The sequence below is a fragment of the Chitinophaga sp. GbtcB8 genome (assembly GCF_019091455.1).
In the GTDB taxonomy this organism is placed as follows: Bacteria; Bacteroidota; Bacteroidia; order Chitinophagales; family Chitinophagaceae; genus Chitinophaga.
The window spans coordinates 80,929-99,411 of record NZ_JAGXJN010000021.1; the positions used below are offsets into that span (position 1 = coordinate 80,929).

At 49.4% G+C, this 18,483-nt stretch carries 9 protein-coding genes; 8 read left to right on the plus strand and 1 reads right to left on the minus strand.

Features of this window, described 5'->3' with window-relative positions; genetic code table 11:
• Nucleotides 1-17: 17 nt before the first annotated feature.
• Complete coding sequence (locus KVT36_RS18500; RefSeq protein WP_217604943.1) at nt 18-2,312, minus strand: DUF5703 domain-containing protein; 2,295 nt, start codon at nt 2,310-2,312, stop codon at nt 18-20.
• A 131-nt stretch (nt 2,313-2,443) separates the two neighbouring features.
• Here KVT36_RS18500 and KVT36_RS18505 point away from each other — a divergent pair, with 131 nt between their 5' ends.
• The 8 genes from KVT36_RS18505 to KVT36_RS18540 all read left to right on the plus strand — a co-directional run bounded on the left by KVT36_RS18505 (nt 2,444) and on the right by KVT36_RS18540 (nt 18,467).
• Nucleotides 2,444-4,468 carry a S9 family peptidase gene (locus KVT36_RS18505; RefSeq protein WP_217604944.1) on the plus strand — a complete coding sequence of 675 codons (2,025 nt, stop codon included), beginning with the start codon at nt 2,444-2,446 and terminating at the stop codon, nt 4,466-4,468.
• Nucleotides 4,469-4,650: 182 nt separating this feature from the next.
• Entirely contained in the window at nt 4,651-6,351 is a 1,701-nt protein-coding gene (locus tag KVT36_RS18510; protein ID WP_217604945.1) for a family 16 glycoside hydrolase, read from the plus strand.
• Nucleotides 6,352-6,356: 5 nt separating this feature from the next.
• Nucleotides 6,357-8,333 carry a plastocyanin/azurin family copper-binding protein gene (locus KVT36_RS18515; RefSeq protein ID WP_217604946.1) on the plus strand — a complete coding sequence of 659 codons (1,977 nt, stop codon included), beginning with the start codon at nt 6,357-6,359 and terminating at the stop codon, nt 8,331-8,333.
• A gap of 25 nt (nt 8,334-8,358) precedes the next feature.
• Nucleotides 8,359-12,180, plus strand: coding sequence for a glycoside hydrolase N-terminal domain-containing protein (locus tag KVT36_RS18520; RefSeq protein WP_217604947.1), 3,822 nt, complete (start codon nt 8,359-8,361; stop codon nt 12,178-12,180).
• A gap of 72 nt (nt 12,181-12,252) precedes the next feature.
• Entirely contained in the window at nt 12,253-12,954 is a 702-nt protein-coding gene (locus KVT36_RS18525; protein ID WP_254640082.1) for a DUF1080 domain-containing protein, read from the plus strand.
• Nucleotides 12,955-13,019: 65 nt separating this feature from the next.
• Nucleotides 13,020-13,565: an RNA polymerase sigma factor gene (locus KVT36_RS18530; RefSeq protein WP_089920556.1), complete on the plus strand. Its 546-nt coding sequence runs from the start codon at nt 13,020-13,022 to the stop codon at nt 13,563-13,565.
• A gap of 95 nt (nt 13,566-13,660) precedes the next feature.
• Nucleotides 13,661-14,797, plus strand: coding sequence for a FecR family protein (locus KVT36_RS18535; RefSeq protein ID WP_217604949.1), 1,137 nt, complete (start codon nt 13,661-13,663; stop codon nt 14,795-14,797).
• A gap of 313 nt (nt 14,798-15,110) precedes the next feature.
• Nucleotides 15,111-18,467, plus strand: coding sequence for a TonB-dependent receptor (locus tag KVT36_RS18540; protein ID WP_217604950.1), 3,357 nt, complete (start codon nt 15,111-15,113; stop codon nt 18,465-18,467).
• Nucleotides 18,468-18,483: the final 16 nt, after the last annotated feature.

Consider the following 18,483-nt stretch of genomic DNA (forward strand, 5'->3'; position numbering starts at 1 on the left):
GATGGTTTTTAGATTTGCTACTTCAACATCACTATCACATCTTTCTTTCTCTCCTTCGGCAGCACTTCCAGCTTCACAATCTTACCATCCTTCAAAATACCCTCTACCGTTGTCTCATACGGTGCATGCAACTTAAAATGCACATCCCATTTAGCCGGCCAGGCAGGAAAAACATAAATATGCCTGCCATCCGTTTGTAGCAGCATTTCCTGCAATCCTATCATCCCGGAGCCACCCTGGTTGTGATCTGGTGTCCAGTCAAAACCAGGCCCCCAGAAAGCAGGGAAACGGTTGGTACTATTTCTCAGTTTTTCCAATGTATAATAAGCCGCTTCTTTAGTAAGCCCTAAACGAGCACAGAAAATATTATCCTGTTTCCAGCCAACTGCGCTGCGGCGTGATATAGCATCTGTATCATACAGCCAGGTATTGCGTGCTGTATCCAGCCCAGGTTTGCCAATGCCATACATACCATAAGGAAATACAGGGTACAGCTGCGGCGTTTCCTGGTTATTGATCCGTTGCCAGGACTGTGCAGGCGAAATAGTCGTATGCCCCTGCATGTTACGGAAGGAGAGGGGCGGTATACGTTGCAGGAAAGCCTGCAGTTTTGCGCGTGTACTGTCTGCAATAGATAATTCCAGTAAGCGGCTGGTAACGGTATGCAAGCCCGCAATAGTAGTAGCAGAGTTATAAGCCAGCTTGTATGTTTCACCAGCGGAACCGGGATACAGCACCAGCTGCCCCTTACTATCCAGCGCAGCGCCGCCACGTAAGGTAGCCAGGTATTGATAGTGCTCATCAAAAAAAGTAATGCAGCTTTCAATAAGCGGCAGGTACTTTGAAATATCCTGCCCGCTGAAACGTTGCCAATCCAGTATCATCAGGCAAAATTCCAGCACAGTATCCCATTCATATTCCAGCCAGTTATTGTATTCTACACCTTTATCAAAATCAGGAGGGCGCTTCCAGCCGTATTCACTGGCGGCAGGTAAACCGAAATTTTCCATCTGCTCTGTGAAGCTGGCGCCTGCATGCCCCCAGTAAAAGCGGGTACGCGCCGTTGCATTTTGCAATGCCCGACGGTAAAATTCAAACTGCGCGGTCATCAGATCAAAGTCGCCGCTTTTCAGCAAGGGCCAGTACACCAGGCGTTGGTTCTGCGCGGTGAAAGTACCGCCACCCCAGCGCCGGAAATCTGGTGAAAAGGGAGTGCCTTTATTTACAAACACGGGATCGTAGGTAAATAGCCCGCCGTTAAACTTGGTAGGGTAAGCGCCGTAAACATTACAGCCCAGCATATAACGGAACAGCTGGTAGTTACGGCTGGCCTGCCATTCAACGGTGTTGGTGTCTTTTTGAATGAAAATAAAGCTCCGGTCCCAGTACTGCTGCCACCAGGCTTGCGTTTTTTCAAAGCTGCTGCCGGCAGCTGCCGCTATTTGCTGCTGCAAACCCTGATACCAGTTAATAGTATCTATATGCAGCAGCACATTAATAGTATGATTATGTGCCGCTTGCCTGCTTTGCAGCTGCCAGGCAGTGTAAGGCGTGTTCTGGTATTTACCGGTTGCAGTACCGGCAGCCTGCATATTACTGCCCCACATTGCTCCGCCGGAACTAAGCCCCTGCTGCGGATTCCAGAGCTGTGACTTTATTGCATTTAAACCCTGTTGCTGTACGGTAAAATCAAAGATCAGCTTATCATCCCGGTTACGGTGACAGAACAGCACCTGGTTTTCATGAAAAGCAATACTATCGTGATAGGCTGTTACCGGTATGGTGCCGCCTTTATAACCGGAAGAAGCAAGCAGCTCACCTGGCGATAATAACCGGTCTTTTGTGCGCCAGCTCTCATAACGCGCAATAGCTTTTACAAGCTGATTACTGTTTACCTCCACATGTATCAGGGGCTGAAAAACATCTACCCATACCCGGATCTTTGCCTGCAGCGGGCCTTTGCTGCCGCTGATATCAACATAACCCTGCCGCAGGTGCAAGGTTTGCCGGAATTGCGTGCCGTTCTCAAACGGGTTAGGCGTAAGCTTTACCCGCAGGCGCCCCTGTTTGAGCATAATGTTATGTTCATCGAATGCGCCGCTGCGGGAAAGGTAGCAGAATAGCTCCCCTTTCTCTACCCACACGTTTAGTCCTATATCACCGCCACCGCAAGGCATAGACTCGCCGGAGCTGCGGCTCTGGCGGGTCCAGGTAATATTGCAGGCATCCAGCTCCGGCTCCTGCGCCCATGTGTTAAGAGCGCATATAACCGGCAACAGGCAAAGTAATATATTGCGAAAACCCTGGTACATATTGTATAAGCGGGCAAAGTTAACAGAACATTTTTAAACGCTTGCTCCGGCAACGTTTGCGTAAAAAATTACTAATTTACCTGTATATTTCTGTAGTTTGATCGCTATAGCGGATCTAAAATTCCATGTTGATGAAAGTACGGGGACTTTACCGTTTTAAGCAGCTGTTATCGAATAAGTGTTACTTATACAGTTATACTAAAATTGCCATTGGCATTATATGCCTGTGGGCATTTCCCCTGTTTGCCCAACAATCCACTAACATCATTGACTGGCGGGCAGATGAAATGCTCAATATTTACCTGATGCAGCAAATGCACCAGCAATATGTTTTGCGTAATACCCGCCTGCAAACGGCCCTGCAATCCGCGCAGGGAGTACGCAATTACCAGCAGCAGCTGCAGGCTGCTTATCATAAATTATTAGGTCCCTTACCGCAAAAAACACCGCTGCAGCCGGTTATAACAGGCACGCTGCAGCAGGATGGTTACCGTATTGAAAAGATCATTTATCAAAGCTTGCCTCAACATCATGTAACGGCCAATTTATACATACCGACAGGCAAAGGCCCTTTCCCTGCTGCGCTGTTGTTTTGCGGGCACGAGGCCACAGCCAAGTCTACACCCTCATATCAGCAAACAGCTATACTGCTCGCAAAAAATGGTTTTGTGGTGCTGATCATTGATCCCGTTTCACAGGGAGAACGTCACCAGCTTACGGACAGTACCGGCAAGCCTTTAACCAGGGGCGGTACTACGGAACATACTTTATTAAACGCGGCAGCTGCCCTGGTAGGCTCCAGCGTAGCGGCTTACGAGTTATGGGATAATGAGCGGGGGCTCGACTACCTCTTATCCCGCAGGGAAGTGGATACTGCCCGTATAGGTTGTTTAGGCAATTCTGGCGGCGGTACGCAAACCGCTTACTTCATGGCCTTTGAGCCACGCATCAAAGTGGCCGCAGTATGCAGCTACATTACTTCCCGCGAAAGAACATTTGAGCTGGCCGGCCCGCTGGATGGTTGTGTGCAAATACCCAATGAAGGCAAGCAAGGCATTGAAATAGCTGATTACATGCACCTGCTGGCCCCTAAACCCTTATTAATATTATCCGGCCGGTACGACTTTGTAGATTATATCGGCGCTGTGCAGGCATACAACGAAGCCAGACAATGTTATACTACTTTAAATGCTACAGACTATGTGCAGCTGGTAACGGTAGATGATGGCCACGGCATTTCCCAACCCAAGCGGGAAGCTGCCGTACGTTGGTTCCGTAAATGGTTTTATAAAGATGAAACACCGGTAAAAGAAGGTATGCTGAATGTATTACCTGCAGCAACACTGAACTGCACTACTACCGGAGAGCTGAATAACAGCATGCCCAATGAGCTTACGCTACAGCAGCATTTCCTGCAAACCGCTACCATATTGGCTAACAGCCGGAAGAAGCTCACAGGCAAAGCGCTGGCAGATACCCTGCAACAGTTATTAGCATTAACAGCCCGTGAAAAAGTACAGGTAGAAGATACCGGCGCTCTTGCACACCCCTTAGGTAAAATAGAAAAGAAGCTGTTGCGCAGCGATCATGAGCCGCCCCTGCCGTTTTTGCTCATCCGGCCGCAGGAACAGAGCATCAAAAAAGTGCTGATCTGTTTACAGGATGAGGGCAAACGCAGCTTGCTGGATAGCGCTGCTTTGTTACAGCCGTATCTGCAAAAAGGTTATGCCATCCTGCTGCCTGATCTGCGGGGTATGGGCGAAACAGCCGACCGGCCTGAATTTAACAATACCAAGTTCTATAATAAAGAATACCGCAATGTAATGTCATCCCTGCATTTGGGGCGGCCACTCCTTGGGCAGCGCGTAACAGACCTGCAGCTCTTGCTGGATTATTTGCAGACAGATGCTGCTTTCCGGCAAAGTGAGGTGGCCGTACATGCCACCGGTATGAGCGCCCTGGTAGCGCTGCATGCCGCTGTGGTGGATGATCGCATCAAATACCTGCAGGTAGCGGACTACTTGCCTTCCTTTACCACTATTATTCAGCAGGTGTTGCAAAAGAACTGGTACAGTGCTGTAATACCAGATGTTTTGCGGTATTACGATGTGCCGGACCTGCTGCGGATAGTTGATAAGCGGTTTGCTTTTCCGTAGCAGTCCCGTTATGTTTGCAACAGGTAGTACACTATAGTATAATGAACGTTGTGAAAATATTTTTCATCTTTTGATCTCTGTCAATGTCTGTCAAATCTTTTTTGCTGTATAGCACCATCATTGTAAGTCTCGCAGCTTGTTCGTCCAGGAAAAAGGAAAGGCTTCCTGTCGAAAGTCTGCCCATGGACCTGCTTAGCCTGGATAACCTGGATGCTTTTACCACACCGGGTAATAGCTGGCAAATAGCCGGTAATGTATATATGAACCGGCAACAGCCGCACCATCTGGAAGTAAAGGAAGGTAAAGGTATCCTGGTATTTAATGCAGCTGCTAACGGTGAGCTGCCTACGAAAATGATGCATGGGGATCTAGACCTGGAGCTGGACTTCATGTTATCACCGCAGGCAAATGCCGCCATTCTTTTTCAGGGTAAATACCCGCTGCAGCTGCAGGATAGCTGGCTTAAAGACAGCATCACTGCAGCGGATTGCGGAGGGGTAGCAGATAAAGCACCTTTGCTGAATGCCTGCAAGGCGCCTGGTTTGTGGCAGCACCTGGTGGTGAAGTTTAAAGCAGCGCGCACTGGTAATAATGGCACTACGGAAGCAGGTTTTGAGTCTGTAATACTGAACGGGCGCACCATTCAGCAGGACCCTGCATTGAGTGTCACTGCACAGGATACCTTGCGTAAACAGGTACAAACGCCCGGCCCCTTGCAGTTTAAAGTACATAACGGCCCTGTAGCTTTCCGCAACATCCGTTATAAAACCTATAACGATGCACGCGCCAGCATAACCGGCCTGCATTACCGTGTATACAAAGGCGTATATAAGAACCATGATACGTTGAAGCTGTTACTGCCCACCCGCTCAGGTAATACAGATTCGCTGACCTACCGTGTAGGCGATAAACGTGCGCAGCTGCTGCTGGAAGGCAAGCTGCAGCTGCCGGCAGAAGGGCACTATGTATTCAGTATCCGCGCCGGCGGGCCGGTACGGCTGATGATCGATGGGAATGAAATTGCCAATAACGGCGGTACCCGCGATTTTGAGCGCCCTTTTTACGGCGATACCTTACTGAAAGCCGGGCCGCACGATTTCCAGGTAAGCTATGCAAATTATGATGAAAGCCTGGTGCTGTTATATGAAGGGCCGCATATTCCTTTTACCGCGCTTACTACACCTGCATCTGAACGGCAGGTTGAAGCATCCCCGCAAATGGAATATCCTGTTAAAACAAGCGCTGTTATTCAACGCGGCTTCATGGAGCATGGTAATAAAGTGGATCCCTATAGCATGGCGGTAGGCGCGCCGGGCGGCATTAACTATGCGTATGATATGGTGAACTATAGTCCTTTACTGGCCTGGCACGGGTCTTATATTGATGTGGCAGAGATGTGGCATGAGCGTGGAGAAAAACAGCTGGCCCGGCCTTTAGGCGCTCCGCTGGAGCTGGCAGGCATTCCCTGTATTGCAGAACTATCCGGTAAGGGTGCTGCCTGGCCGGATTCTATACGGGAAGACAGCAGCAGCTATACCAACCGCGGTTATAAACTATTACCCAATGACCTGCCGGTATTCTTTTACACGCTGCACCAATGGTCGGTAGAAGATTACCTGCATCCCCGCGCAGACGGGAAAGGGCTGGAAAGGGAAGTAACCATCAACAGTCCCGCATCGGCTAACGGTAATGCATACTGGTTAATGGGTAGTGGCGGCCTGATAGAAAAGCTGCCGGATGGCAGTTATGCGGTAGATGATAAACACTACTACATTGAAACCAAGGATCAGCCGGAGATTGTGGAAAGCAAAGGGCAATACCGCCTGGTGCTGCCCTTACAGGCCGGTAAAACTATGAACATTCATTACTCTATTATCTGGTAAATAATATGAAGCGTCAATTGCATATAGCCTTTTTATCATTGTTATGCAGCCTGCCCTTTATGGCAAATGCGCAAACAGAAATGAAGGCAAAGGAAGGTAAATATTATAGTATAACGGACGTGCCTATACCGGATAGCGTGGTGCTGGAAGTAGGCGGGCTGGCCTTTACACCGGACGACAGGTTGGGCGTATCTACCCGGCATGGGGAAATATGGCTGATCACAGACCCATACCAGAAGAAGTCTAAACAGCCGCAGTACAAACGTTTTGCATATGGCATGCATGAAACCCTGGGCCTCGCCTGGCACAATGGATCTTTTTATACCACACAACGTTCGGAGCTCACAAAAGTAACCGACACTAACAACGACGGTAAAGCAGACCTGTTCCAGACCGTAGCCTCCTGGCCTTTGTCCGGCAACTACCATGAATATTCTTATGGACCGCTGTTCCTGCCCAATGGCGATATGATCGTAACGCTCAACCTTTCCTGGATAGGGCGCGGTGCAAGCCTGGCTAAATGGCGTGGCTGGATGATGCGCATAAAACCGGACGGCACTATGCAGCCTTATGCTGCGGGCATGCGCTCCCCGGCAGGTTTTGGATTGTCGGAGAATGGAGATATATTTTTTGCAGAGAACCAGGGCGACTGGATAGGCTCCGGCCGTATTACGCAAATAGACTATGGCGATTTTGCAGGTCACCCGGCAGGCTTGCGCTGGTCCGGTGAATATGGATCACCCATTAAGCTGAAACCGGAACAGTTCCCGGATTCCATTGGTATCCTGCACGACTTTGCCAAGAAAACAGAACACTTCAAAGAGCCCAGCGTATGGTTCCCGCACACACTGATGGGCATTTCCACTTCAGAAGTATTAACCATCAACTCCGATGCCTTTGGTCCTTTCAAAGGCCAGGTACTGGTAGGCGACCAGGGACATAGCAAAGTGATGCGCGCTTTCCTCGAAAAAGTAAAGGGAAAATACCAGGGCGCCTGTTTCCCGTTCCTGGAGGGCTTTTCATCCGGTGTGCTGCGCATGGCCTGGGGAAGTGATCATTCCCTTTTTGTAGGTATGACCAGCCGCGGATGGGCTTCTACCGGCCCGGCATTATATGGTTTGCAGCGGGTAAATTTTAAAGGAGCTATGCCTTTTGAAATAAAAGCCATGCGTGCACAAAGCAATGGTTTTGAGCTGGAATTTACCTTGCCGGTAAATAAAAAGCAGGCGGTAGATGCCAGCTTGTATAGCGTAACCGGTTTTACCTACGCTTATCATAAAACATATGGCAGTCCTATTATTAACCAGCAGCCCTGCGCAGTGGTAAAAAGTGAAGTGTCTGAAGATGGACGCCGGGTAAGGATCTACGTGGAAGGTTTGCGGGAAGGATATATTCATGAGCTGCATGTGAACGGCCTGCAATCACAATCAGGATTAGCCCTGCTGCATAACGTTGGCTACTATACGTTAAATGCTATTCCGGCCGGCGTAGGCCCCAGCTGTGCAGTTACTACTAAAAGCCTGGCCGCCAGCGGCGCCGGTAATAAAGGCGCCTGCGGTACAGATCCCACCAAATGCGTGAGTGTACAACCCGCCGGCTGGGCTAAGCCGGATATAACTTTACAGGTAGGTACTAAACCAGGTTTGAAGTTTGATGTAACAGAGCTGGAAGTAACAGCCGGCAGCAGAGTAAAGCTGGTGTTTAATAATAATGATGATATGCTGCATAACCTGGTGATCACCGCTCCGGGTAAAGGAGATGCAGTAGGTAAGCTAGCCATGGAAATGGGGTTAAGCGGTTCACAGCTGGCCTATGTGCCGGGATCAAAAGATGTGTTGTACAATACCTGCTTACTGCAGCCGGAAACCTCGCAGAGCATTTATTTTATAGCGCCTAAAACGCCGGGTAATTACCCGTACGTATGCACCTTCCCCGGCCACTATGCGGTAATGAAGGGCATCCTGAAAGTAAAAGCGAAATAAGAAATAGAAGTAATCAAAAGAAGCCATGCAACGTTTTTTAAGTGTTTGTTTATGCCTGTGTGCAGGAATGAATGGATGGGCGCAGCAAAAAGCTCCTTTCCTGAAAAGCAGCCGCCTGCAGCAATACGTAACATTCTTTAACCGGGTAGACGATAAAAAGAATGTAATGAATTATGTGCCGGATGAGCAGGCGGCCACCTGGCTGCAAAACAATATTCCTTTACTGGATTGTCCGGACAGCACCATTGAACAAACCTATTATTACCGCTGGTACAGCTTTCGCAAACACTTAAAGCAAACACCGGATGGTTTCATTTTCACAGAATTTATTGAACCGGTAAAACATGCCGGCAGGTATAATGCATTAAGCTGCGCCACAGGCCATCACATCTATGAAGGCCGCTGGCTGCGCGATACGCAGTACGTAGACCAATACATCCGTTACTGGCTGGAAAAAGACAAACGCCAGGCTAAGCCACGCTTCCACCAGTTCAGCGGCTGGGCTGCCGATGCCGTTTACAATTATTACCTGGTTACAGGCAACCGCAATTTTGCCATCAGCATGCTGGATTCCCTGGATGCCGATTACCGTTTGTGGGAGCAGGAAAAATTATTACCGGACGGTATGTTCTGGCAGTTTGATGTAAGAGATGGAATGGAAGAATCTATCAGCGGCTCCCGTAAAGAGAGGAATATACGCCCTACCATAAACAGCTATATGTATGGCAATGCCCGCGCACTGGCGCTGATAGCCGCTATGGCCGGACGCGACAGCCTGCGTATCCGGTATACAAAATTAGCCGCACAGTTAAAAGCAGACGTGCAGGAAAAGTTATGGGATGATACAGCCAGCTTCTTTAAAGTACGTTTTGCAAAAGGCGGTTTATCCGGAGCAAGAGAGGAGATAGGTTTTATACCCTGGTATTTTAACCTGCCGGATGATAAGGCCACTTATGCAAAAGCCTGGCAACAGCTCACCGATCCAAAGGGATTTGATGCACCCTGGGGTATTACCACCGCAGAACAGCGGCACCCTGCTTTTCGTACACACGGAACCGGTGGTTGTGAGTGGGATGGCGCCATATGGCCCTTTGCCACTACGCAAACATTAAAAGCATTAGCCAACCTGTTAACAGATTACCGTAATCACGATGGAATGAATGCGCAGGTATATTACCGCGCGTTGAAAACATACGCCCGTTCCCACCAGAAGAACGGGCAACCTTATTTAGGTGAGTACCAGGATGAAAAGAACGGGTACTGGCTAAAAGGAGATGACCCGCGCAGCAGCTTTTACAACCACTCCGGTTTCTGTGACCTGGTGATCAGTGACCTGGTAGGATTAAAACCCCGCAGTGATGAACAGGTAGAAATAGCGCCGCTGATCCCTGCAGGAACCTGGGATTGGTTTTGCCTGGACCAGGTGCCTTATCATGGCCGCCTGCTCACCATCCTGTGGGATAGGACCGGCAACAAATATCATAAAGGAAAAGGCTTTCAAATATTTGCCGACGGTGAAAAGATCTACAGCGGTAACAATCTTACCCGCATCATAACACCGCTGCCTGCAAAAAAGCAGGTGCTTACTTTGTGGTACAACAGCCCGGCCGCTAAATGGACCGCTGCATTGCCCATTGGTAACGGGCATCAGGGAGCTATGATCTACGGCGGTGTGAATACAGAGCACTTACAGTTTAACGAAGCTACTTTATGGACAGATGGGCCGCGGGAACATGCCCGCACCGGCGCAGTACAATACCTGCCCCAGATCCGCGCGCTGCTGGCAGCCGGTAAGCAAAAAGAAGCAGAGCAGCTGGCTGAAGAACATTTCCTGGGGCAAAAAAGCGCTCCGCCCGCCTCCCGTTATGAGGCAGCATACCAGCCTTTTGGCGACCTGCTGTTACACTTCAGGGATACCACTGCAGCAGTAATGGATTATCACCGGGAGCTGGACCTGAACACCGCCATTGCCCGCACCACCTATACTACCAACAATATTCATTATACCCGCGAATACCTGGCCAGCGCGCCGCAAAAGGCCATTGCAGTACATTTAACAGCAGACAGGCCGGGAAGCATCAGCTTCACTGCAGCAATAAAAACGCCACACAAAACGTACCGCATCCGCAAGATCAATGACAGCACGCTGGCGCTTTTCCTGCAGGTAAAAGATGGAGTACTAAAGGGTGAAAGCTGGCTAAAGCTAAGTGCACGTAAAGGGCGTGTAACCGTTGGGGATAGTACCGTCACAGTTGAGGATGCAGACGAAGCCACGCTATACCTCACCGCTGCTACCAGCTACAAAAGTTATAAAGATGTAAGCGGCAACCCGGCTGCTCTTTGCGCACAGGTAACAGCTAAGCTAAAAGGTCTTTCCTATGCAGGTATTAAAGCAGCACATATCAAAGACTACCAGCAATACTTTAATACACTGGATCTTAACCTGGGCGAAGGGCAAACACAGCTGCCCACGGATCAGCGCATCCGGAAATTTACACCGGCCACAGATCCTGCGCTGGCAGCCTTGTATGTACAATATGCCCGTTACCTGATGATCGCAGCATCGCGCCCGGGCGGGCAGCCCATGAACCTGCAGGGCATCTGGAACGATCAGCTAACGCCGCCCTGGGATAGCAAGTACACCACCAATATTAACTTTGAGATGAACTACTGGCCGGCAGAGGTCTGGAATCTTTCCCCCTGCACAGCGCCTATGTTTAGTTTAATAGATGATGTAGCGCAAACCGGCCGTGTTACTGCAAAAGAGCAGTACGGTGCGCCAGGCTGGGTATTACATCATAATACCGATCTGTGGCGGGCCACTGCGCCTATTAATGCAGCTAATCACGGCATATGGGTAACAGGAGCAGCCTGGCTCAGTCATCATTTATGGGAACATTATTTATTCACAAAAGACCCTGTTTTCTTGCGGCAAAAGGCGTATCCCATTATGAAAGCGGCCGCCAGCTTTTTTGTGAGCTTCCTGGTGAAAGACAGTGTTACCGGATGGTTAATCAGCACCCCTTCCAATTCCCCGGAGAACGGCGGCCTGGTAGCCGGTCCAACAATGGACCACCAGCTGATCCGCGACCTGTTTAAGAACTGCATAGATGCAGCCGCCATCCTGCATACGGATGCTGCCTTTAGCCAAACCCTGCAAACAAAATATAAACAGATAGCGCCTAACCAGATCGGTAAGTTCGGGCAGCTGCGGGAGTGGTTGCAGGATGTAGATGATACTACCAGCCGCCACCGGCACGTATCCCATTTGTGGGGTGTGTTCCCCGGTAAGGATATTACCTGGGATCAGTCGCCGGAATTTATGAAAGCCGCGCGCCAGTCCTTATTATTCCGTGGTGATGGCGGTACCGGCTGGAGCCTTGCCTGGAAGGTGAACCTGTGGGCAAGGTTTAAAGATGGCAACCACGCATTGCTCATCCTCAAAAACCTGCTAACGCCAGCGGAAGACCTGAAGGGCGGCAAAGCACATGGCGGCTCATTTACCAACCTGTTTGGTGCACATCCGCCTTTCCAGATAGATGGTAATTTTGGCGGCGCTTCCGGCATCGCAGAAATGCTGGTGCAAAGCCATATGGGTTATATTGACCTGTTGCCGGCCCTGCCGGATGCCTGGCCAGCCGGTCATGTAAGCGGTATTTGCACCCGCGGTGGTTTTGTGCTGAATATGAATTGGCAACAAGGTAAGCTGCAGCAGCTAACGGTAACGGCTACTGCCAGCGGGCCCTGTGAGCTGAAGTACGGGCAGCAATCGCTGAAGCTATCTACCCAAAAAGGAAAGAAATACCGACTGCAGGTTAAAGATGACCGGTTAGAAGTGGTGAAGTAATAATTAATTGAACACGCTCTACACAATTCGTAATTCTAAATGAAGTATTTCTTCATATTGCTCCTCCTCCCAATGGCTGTCTTCGCCCAGGAAGTAAAACCTGAAGCCACCGAAGACTGGTCGCACCAGCCACCGGTGGTAACCCCTGCGGATAAACGCCATGCGCCTTCAGACGCCATTGTGTTATTTTCCACAGCACAGGACCTTAACAAATGGGAGCACCCGGACAGCAGCGCTGTAAAATGGGCGGTTAATGGCAATGAGCTTACCATTGTGCCCAAGGCAAAAGATATCCGTACCAAACAGGCCTTTGGCAGCATACAGCTCCATATAGAATGGAAAACGCCTGATCCCAAAGAAAATAAAGGCCGCAATAACATGGGCAATAGCGGGGTGCTGTTCATGGGCCTGTATGAGCTGCAGATCTACGAAAGCTACCAGTACCGGGAACGCATATATTATAATGGACAGGCCGGCAGCATTTACAAACAATATGCACCCCTGGCAAATGCAAGCCTGCCGCCGCAAACCTGGCAAACCTTTGATGTAGTGTTTGAAGCGCCGGAATTTAATGCTGATCAGTCTTTGAAAACACCCGCTTATATCACCGTTTTTCAGAACGGCATCCTTATACAGAACCACGTAGCCATTAAAGGCCCCATGGTATATGCCGGTTATCCCAGATATGTGTGCCATGCCGCTAAACTGCCGCTGCTGCTGCAGGAACACGGCAGTAAGGTCAGCTTCCGCAACATATGGGTAAGGGAATTATGACAGTATAGGACAGTTAGTTGGAGATAATTTATTATATTCCGCTAACTCACCATACGTAATACCACGTGGAAGATCAACTTTGGGATGCCATAAGGGACAATGACAAAGAAGCCTTTACTATGTTGTACAAGGCTTACTACCAGCTGCTTTTTGCAGAAGGCTTCCGCACCTGTGGTAATAAAGACCTGGTGAAAGACTGTATTCATGAGCTCTTCCTCGAAATATGGTATAACCGCCACAAACTGCCGCCGGTACAGCATGTAGGCGCTTATCTCAAAACCTATCTCCGCAGGAAAATTCAGCGGGAAGCCGGCAAGCTGCAGCATTACGCTGTAGCCGATATGGAAACCCGCATTACCGAAACAGAACGCCCCTACGAAGAGCTGCTCATCCTCATGCAATCTAAAAAAGAAATGGCCGATAAAGTACGGGCCGCCATGCAGCAGCTATCCCAGCGCCAGATAGAGATCATCCGCATGAAATTCTTTGAGAATAAGAGCTACGAAGAAATATCCGCCCTTACCACCACCACCCCGCGTACCATTTATAACCAGGTATACGACTCCCTCAAGATCCTGCGTAAGTGTTTAAGAGTGGTACTATTTTTCTAATTATCAGCCTGTTAAAAATTATTTTTAAATTTTTATAACAATTCCATAGTAAAAATGGAATGTTGGTTGCACTTATATATATACAAAGCCCCCGTATGGATTATACATTATATGCACCGGAAGACTTTGCGGCCAATGAATCCTACCTGCGGTACTATTTTAAGTTAGACCCCGTAGATGTTTTTTTCTGGCAGAACTGGATCAGCAATCATCCGGAAAAGCTGGATGTGATCATGAGCGCCGATCAGCTCATCAGCTTTGCTGCCCTGCAGCTGCCGGAAGAGGAATACCAGCAGGAGATGGAACGCCTGCACCGCGCTATTAACACCCATGAAGGCGAAGCCCCGCAAGAGGAGGCACCGCTGATAGCCACCAAACAGGGCCGCCTGATACGCCTGTTTGCGCTGGCCGTGATCACCATTGGGATTGTGCTTACAGTAATACTGTTCTTTTATAATAAGGAGTATTACAACAACAAGAACACCCGGCAGCTACTGGCCACCCAATACCTGCAGGAGAAAAAGAACAACGGCACACAGGCATTAACCATACAGCTGGAAGATAGCAGCACCGTGATACTGGAAGCAGGCGCCAAACTTTTATACCCGCCGCATTTCAAAAGCGGTAAAAGAGAAGTGTACCTGGAAGGGGAGGCTTTTTTTGATGTAAGCCATGATGCAGACCGCCCTTTTTATGTGTTCTACAATAACCTGGTCACACATGTGCTGGGCACCAGCTTCCGGATAAAAACCAATCCGAAGAAACAGGTAGAGGTAACGGTACACAGCGGTAAGGTAGAAGTGTATGAGCAGGTTACCGCTTCCCGCAAACGGGAACGGATCAACGTTAGCAATGGAGTGATCCTGACACCTAACCAGAAAGTGATCTATTCGGAAGATAGCCGGCAGTTTGAAGCATTGCTGGTAGAAGATCCGCTGCCCTTATTGCCGGTAGTACCGGCAGACAGTATACACAGTGCCGGTGCAGTGGCTGTAGCAGCCAGCTTTGTATTTAACAGGGCGCCCTTACCGGAAGTGCTGCGCACCTTTGAACAGGTATACGGTATAGAAATAGAAGTAGAGAATGAGCGTATTAACAGCTGCCATTTCTCAGGAGATATATCTAACATGGATTTTAATGCCAGAATGGAAGTGATCTGCCAGGTATTACATGCAGCCTATGAGATCAGGGGTACAAAGATTATTATCAGGGGCAACGGTTGCCCGGTGTAAATGTAGAGTAGTCAGCAATAAATAACGGTCAGCATAAAAAACAAGCCGGCAATGTGGCGCATTACCGGCTGTTAGTGTTGTCCGGATCCTTTTACTAAACGAACAAACAATTCCAAGTTATGAAAAATTAACCAAAATCAATTCCACCAGGCCAGCCGGTATTGTGGCGCAATACCGCTTAGCACGGCCCTAATTCCCGGATCCTTTTATTAAACCAACAAATTTTCATGTTATGAAATCTAGCGATCACTATTCATCGCAGGTCATTCATGTGCCGCAGCACAGGCCATGGAAGGCCAAAATACTGCTTGTCATGAGGATAACAGTAATACAGCTGGCACTGGCAGGTATGTTTGCCTGCACCGTGTATGCCAGCAAAATATCCGCACAGGATGTATTGAACAAAAGAGTAACACTAACAGTACAGCCTACACAAATTTCCGGCATTATTGAGCTGCTGCAGCAGCAAACCGGTATCCGCTTCCTGTATAGCCCGGAGGTGATCCGGACAGACCGCAAGCTGTCATTCTCTGTAAATAATGAGAAGCTGGGCGTGCTGCTGGATAAAGTATTAAAACCAATGGACATTGGTTATAAGGTGATGGATGAGCGCATCTTATTGTATGCGCTGGATAAAGACAAGCTCATTGCCGTTGCAGCCTTCCAGGAAAAAGTGATCACCGGCACGGTCCGGGACGAGCTGGGCCATCCCATACCCGGCGTAACGCTGGTGATAAAAGGCTCCACCAATGGTACCGTTACCAATCCCGATGGCGCCTTTAGATTACGTGTAACCAGCAGTAATCCAACGCTGCTGGTAAGCTTTATTGGTTATGAAACGCAGGAGCTGCCTGTTGAAGGCAAAACAACGGTAGACATACAGCTGCGGCCGGCCTCCCAATCCCTGCAGGATGTAGTGATAGTAGGTTACGGTAAGCAGGAACGGCGTAATGTAACGGGCGCAGTATCCACCGTACGTGCAGAATCCATCAAAGACCTGCCGGTAACAAGCGTAGATCAGAAGCTGACCGGCCAGGTAGCCGGTGTGCAGGTAATGCAGGTAACGGGCACGCCTGGTGGAAGCCCGGTGGTGCGCATCCGTGGTGCAGGCTCCATAGGCGCTGGCGATGATCCGCTGTACGTGATAGATGGATTTCCCATTACCACCAACTACAACAAATATTCAAACCCGCTCAGCCTTTTCAGCCCCAATGATATTGAATCCATTACGGTGCTGAAAGACGCTTCTGCAGCGGCTATCTACGGTTCCCGTGGCGCCAATGGCGTAATACTCATCACCACAAAAAAAGCAAAACCCGGTACCAGCCGCCTGGAAGTGGATCTGTACACCGGCATTCAGCAGGAGTATAAACGCAACCGTGTAAAGATGATGTCGGCGCAGGAATATGCCGAATGGCGTACAGAGCACCGGCAGGATATGGCCGCATTTACCGGGCAGACCTTTGATCCGGCATCTGTACCCAAAGAATACCGTAACCCGGATTCATTAGGCGCCGGTACTAACTGGTACGATGCTATGACGCATGCCGCACCTATTCAAAGCTATAATGTAACCTGGAGCAAAGGATCAGAAGATATCAGGGTACTGCTGTCCGGCGGATACTTTAACCAGCAGGGCATTGTACGCAATACCGCTTTCCAGCGTTATACCTTCCGCGCAAATATTGAAGGCAACGTGCGTAAGAATGTTACCATAGGCCTCAACTTTTCACCCACCTATAACATCCGCAACCTGCAGGAAACAGAAGGCCACTTCAATACCGCCATTCTTACACAGGGTTTGCTGAACAGCCCTTTGCCGCCCGTAAAACAGCCGGATGGCAGCTTTACGCCGGTGATAGGATCAACAGATGCTTTTTCTAATGCCAACCCGGTGAATGTATTGGAGAACACTACTAACAAAGTGAACAGCGTACGTGCGTTAACGAATGTGTATGTGAACTGGGAAATTATTCCCGGCCTGAATTTTAAAACCACCCTGAATGTTGATTACAGTAACGATAAGCAGAACATTTACGTGCCTTCCTTTGTAGGCAGCTTCCGCAGCCCGCCCCCACAGCCTGCAAGCGGCCAGTATAATACGGGCAGCGTGTTAAGCCTGCTGAATGAAAATACGCTTACCTATGATAAGCAATGGAAGCAGCACAGCTTTTCCTTACTGGCGGGTTATACCGCGCAGCAGGAGCGGGGCGAGTTCGGCAACTTTACCGGCACACAATATCCCGACGATAATGTGCGCACATTAAACGCAGCAGCCGTGATCACCGGGCAAACCTCTGTACAGGAATGGCGGCAGCTCTCTTTCCTGGGCCGTATTAACTATGGTTTTAAAGACCGTTACCTGGCCAGCGTGGTATTCCGCCGCGATGGTTCTTCCCGTTTCGGCCAGAACAATCGCTGGGGTAATTTTCCCTCCGCATCACTGGGATGGCGGGTATCTGAAGAGCCCTTTTTTCCGAAAACCCGTTTTATTGATGACCTGAAATTACGCGCCAGCCATGGTTTGGCAGGCAATAATAACATTGGTAACTATACCTATTTACCCGGCGTGGTAATTGACAATACCGGCAATTTCTTAAACAATACTAACTATGTGCTGGGCGGTGGTTTGGCCAGCGGTGTGCGTGTGAACGCCCTGGCTAACCCTGACCTGGGCTGGGAATCATCCCGGCAAACAGATGTAGGCCTGGACCTGTCCCTGTTAAAAGGCCGCATTTATTTTATAGGTGAATATTATGTCCGCGATACAAAGAATATGCTGCAAACCATTGATGTGCCCAGCGTATCCGGCTTTGAAAGCGGCATTGCCAACATTGGCGAAGTACGTAACCATGGCTGGGAATTTTCTGTAAGCACCCGCAATTTTATAAATGCCTTCCGCTGGAGCACGGATTTTAATGTAGCGTTTAACCGTAACCGCATTCAGAACCTGGGCAATAAATCACAGATCATTTCCGGTAGTGAAAGCACCAATATTTCCTTAATTGGCCGCCCAATGGGCATGTTCTACGGTTATATTTTTGAAGGCATTTTCCAGAGCCAGGAAGAGGTGGATAAATCACCGCATCAAACCGGGCAGGTACCTGGCACCGTGAAGTATAAAGATGTGAATGGCGATGGTAATATTACCAGCGCCGACAAAACCGTTATGGGCAGCCCTTACCCGGATTTTACCTGGGGCCTTACCAATAAGTTCAACTACGGCAATTTTGACCTGTCTATCCTCATTAACGGATCACAGGGCATTAAGGTGCTGGACCTGTACAAACGTTTTACCACTAACCTGGATGGGGTATTTAATGTAGAAGAAGATGTAAAGAACCGCTGGCGCTCACCACAGCAGCCGGGCAACGGGCAGCTGCCTACCACGGTAGCCAGCACGCCGCTGGCGCGTGAGATCAACTCCCTGTGGGTAAAAGATGCATCGTACGTGGCTATACGGAATATTACCCTGGGCTACAATTTTAAAATAAAAGCAGCCAACAATGTGCGGGTATACTTCAGCGCGCAGAATGCCTGGATCTTCTCATCCTACAGGGGCAACCCGGAAGTGAATGTGAACGGCAGCAACTCCCTGGCGCCGGGCGTGAACTATACCGGCTACCCGGTACCAGCCACGTTTACACTGGGTGCAAACCTGAAGTTATAGGAGTGATGGTTTATTC

What these genes read in the sequence shown, in the direction of transcription:
- KVT36_RS18500 (WP_217604943.1), bottom strand. Translation starts at nt 2,312, where the DNA reads ATGTACCAGGGTTTTCGCAATATATTACTTTGCCTGTTGCCGGTTATA.
- KVT36_RS18505 (WP_217604944.1), top strand. Translation starts at nt 2,444, where the DNA reads ATGAAAGTACGGGGACTTTACCGTTTTAAGCAGCTGTTATCGAATAAG.
- KVT36_RS18510 (WP_217604945.1), top strand. Translation starts at nt 4,651, where the DNA reads ATGGACCTGCTTAGCCTGGATAACCTGGATGCTTTTACCACACCGGGT.
- KVT36_RS18515 (WP_217604946.1), top strand. Translation starts at nt 6,357, where the DNA reads ATGAAGCGTCAATTGCATATAGCCTTTTTATCATTGTTATGCAGCCTG.
- KVT36_RS18520 (WP_217604947.1), top strand. Translation starts at nt 8,359, where the DNA reads ATGCAACGTTTTTTAAGTGTTTGTTTATGCCTGTGTGCAGGAATGAAT.
- KVT36_RS18525 (WP_254640082.1), top strand. Translation starts at nt 12,253, where the DNA reads ATGGCTGTCTTCGCCCAGGAAGTAAAACCTGAAGCCACCGAAGACTGG.
- KVT36_RS18535 (WP_217604949.1), top strand. Translation starts at nt 13,661, where the DNA reads ATGGATTATACATTATATGCACCGGAAGACTTTGCGGCCAATGAATCC.
- KVT36_RS18540 (WP_217604950.1), top strand. Translation starts at nt 15,111, where the DNA reads ATGAGGATAACAGTAATACAGCTGGCACTGGCAGGTATGTTTGCCTGC.